The sequence below is a fragment of the Pseudomonas sp. PH1b genome (assembly GCF_000633395.1).
Lineage (GTDB): Bacteria > Pseudomonadota > Gammaproteobacteria > Pseudomonadales > Pseudomonadaceae > Aquipseudomonas.
The window spans coordinates 1-2,472 of sequence record NZ_AYMU01000049.1; the positions used below are offsets into that span (position 1 = coordinate 1).

The 2,472-nt window shown below is 63.0% G+C and carries 1 pseudogene; it reads left to right on the forward strand.

What is annotated here, in order from left to right:
- Nucleotides 1–51 precede the first annotated feature (51 nt).
- Nucleotides 52–2,472, forward strand: a pseudogene (locus tag U873_RS37425) (hemagglutinin); the annotation flags it as partial.

The window sequence follows — 2,472 nt, forward strand, 5'->3', positions numbered from 1 at the left end:
GGTAATGGTCGTTTGAGCAGTTTGCACAACCTCGGGTTGGATGCGGGACAGGTGAGCCTGAGCGATACCGCCAGTATCGCGGGAGGCGGGGATACACGGATTAGCATCGCCGGACAGTTCGACAACGCCGGGCGCCTGACCTCCAGTCACCGCCTGGACGTGAGTGCCGACGAGGTGAACAACCGCGGCACCCTGGGTAGCGGCAAGGACCTGACCCTGACCACCGGCACTCTGGTCAATGACCACGGACTGATCTCCAGCGGCGGCAATATGCAGCTGCTGGCTACTCGCTTCACCAACCGCTATGCCCAGGTCTATGGGCTGGGTGATGTCCTGATTGCCAAGGATGACAAACAGGCCAAGGCCGACCTGCTGGACAACCGTTCCGCCGACATCAACAGCGCGGGCAATCTGGTCATCGCTGCCACCACCGTCAATAACCTGATGGACGTGCTGGAGTACACCGAGCACGAGAAAAGCGCCACTGGCATTACCCGTCTGTCCTGCACCCTGATTCCGGGGGCTGGCTGTGACAGCCGTGGCGGAGGCCGGATCAACGGCTTGTGGGAATTGAGCGAGACCGATCGGCTGAACGTTACCCGTAGTTCGGCGGCGGCGAATATCGGCAGCGGCGCAAACTTGCTGATCAATGCACAGAACCTGGTCAACGCCAGCAGTACCCTGGCGGCCGTCGGCAACTTGCAGATCGATGCCGAGTCCATCGACAACAAGGGGCTGCAGGCGCAAGAAATCACCACCGTGCGACGCTACTGGAGCTTCGTCAACGAAACCGCCAATGCTGCGGCCCAGGCGGCCAACTTCAATGCCCGTAACAACCCCAAGCCTTCGGCTTCCTACGCTTCTGACCTGAGCGCCTTTCTGGGGTGGACCGGAGTCCTGCTCGCACACAACAGCAACGTCAAGAACCTGGACGGACAGTCCTATGATGCGGTCATCCAGGCCGGTGGCAACGTCAGCCTGAATGCGGCGAAGAACCTCAATAACAGTGTGATCCGGCCGTTCTATGAGTATGTCGGGGCCGGTCAGGTGAGCACCGACACCGGTGTTGGCAATGGTTATTCCACGGCCGTACGTATCAATGCACAACTGAGCCCGGATGTGGCCCAGCAGTCGGTCAACCCGGTCACGCTTCCCGGTTTCACCCTGCCGAGCGGACAGAATGGCCTGTTCCGCCTCAGTGGCCAGGGCGGTAGCGCCCCGACCAGCACCGGCCCACAAACCTGGGCCATGGGCGGCGCGGCCTTGAGCGCCGCACAGCGCCAGCAGGCGCTGCCACTGGCGCAGGTGCAGGACATCCGTATCGCGCAGGCGCAGCCGATTAGCAACCGCTCGGGCGACCTGAGCACCGCCAATCGGCAGGTTGTCGAGATCGGCACCGATGCCCGGGCAATCAACACCGTCCTCCCGGGGGCTGGAACGACTCCTGGCCCGGTGCTACCGGGTCGCTCGGTCGTCGAAGAAGGCATTAGCCAGGCTGCGGCCCTCAACACCCAGGCTCCGGCACCGATCAGCATCGAGCGGGTCACCGGCCTGCCCGACAGCAGCGTGCGCAGCAATCCACACAAATACCTGATCGAAACCAACCCGGTGCTCACCGACCTCAAGCAGTTCATGAGCTCGGACTACCTGCTGTCCAACCTCGGCTACAACCCGGACGACAGCGCCAAGCGTCTAGGGGACGGTTTCTATGAACAGAAACTGATCCAGCAAGCGGTGCAGGCCCGCACCGGCCAGCGCTTTATCGACGGCCAGAACAGCGACGAAAAACTGTTCAAGTACCTGATGGACAACGCCATCAAGAGCAAGGACGCCCTAAACCTGGCGGTGGGCGTGAGCCTGACCTCGGAGCAGGTAGCGGCCCTGACCCACGACATCGTCTGGCTGGAAAACACCGAGGTGAACGGCGAACAGGTACTGGTGCCAGTGCTGTACCTGGCCCATGCCGACAATCGCCTGGCGCCCAACGGCGCCTTGATTGCCGGTGACAACGTCAACCTGATCGCTGGGCAAGACTTGAACAACGTCGGCACCCTGCGCGCGGCCAATGACCTGTCGGCAGTGGCGGGAGAGAACCTGGTCAACAGTGGCTTGGTGGAGGCCGGCAACCGCCTCGACCTGCTGGCGGGCAACTACTTGGTGAACAAGGCCGGCGGCATCATCGCCGGGCGCGATGTGAGCCTGACCACCACCCAGGGCGACGTGATCAACGACCGCACCCTGACCACCCACCAAAGCAGTGGCGGCGACTACCTGCGCGAGCAGCGCCGCGACTTCCTCGACAGCGCCGCGCGCATCGAAGCCGGCAACAGCCTGAGCATCGACGCCGAGCGGGACTTCGACAACACCGGCAGCGTCCTGCACAGCGGTGGCGACACCCGCATCAAGGCCGGTCGCAACGTCAGCCTCACCGCCGTCGAGCAAGTGGTCAGTAACGACCGCGGCATTGGCAAC